The organism is Vibrio sp. 10N.222.55.C6 (assembly GCF_041473395.1).
Taxonomy (GTDB): domain Bacteria; phylum Pseudomonadota; class Gammaproteobacteria; order Enterobacterales; family Vibrionaceae; genus Vibrio; species Vibrio crassostreae_C.
In genome coordinates, this window is record NZ_JBFRSD010000704.1 from 1 (window position 1) to 575 (window position 575).

1 protein-coding gene is annotated in these 575 nt (G+C 45.2%); it reads left to right on the top strand.

What is annotated here, in order from left to right; translation table 11 throughout:
* Positions 1 to 191 precede the first annotated feature (191 nt).
* Positions 192 to 350: a hypothetical protein gene (locus AB4486_RS25735; RefSeq protein WP_170962346.1), complete on the top strand. Its 159-nt coding sequence runs from the start codon at positions 192 to 194 to the stop codon at positions 348 to 350.
* Positions 351 to 575 lie beyond the last annotated feature (225 nt).

Sequence of the window (575 nt, forward strand, 5' to 3'; positions counted from 1 at the left end):
TATCAACGCCGTATTCTTGCGAATCCCCGGTTCTGTCGCAAACTTGAGTCTTTAAGTTAAGGTTTATTTAACGTTGAAAAGCGCTGATTCACTTTGCCAGTTGCGACTGATCTTATGAGTTCGTTTTGGTATCGTTTCTGTTAAGCTCAGAGGACAAAAGCAAAGGTTGTGAGCATCAAAGTGAGGATGAGATGAGCGATGTATTGAAGACAGTGAGTGAGACCGTCAATGATTTACACCAATCAGGCGCGATCGATGAAACGACGTTAAATCAATTTGAAGAGGTGTGTTCAAGACGCCCCGATGCCGCTGAAGAGAAGAAAATACAAGACGTGAAAGACAAGCCCTAGCGAAAATGCGCCGTTTTAAGGCGGCGGCTTTCGATACGTTAATGTGAGTAAAAGGTAAGCCTTCGTGTTAACGAGTCGGGCGGTTGTTATTCCGTTGCTTTTCACACCAAGCGATGATGTTATCGGCTTTTAATGTTGCCCAGCCTAGCAACAGCATCAATACGATCAACGTCCAGCCGGTGACATTGAGCCAAGAAGGAACCTTATCACTGACCGCGATAAAGG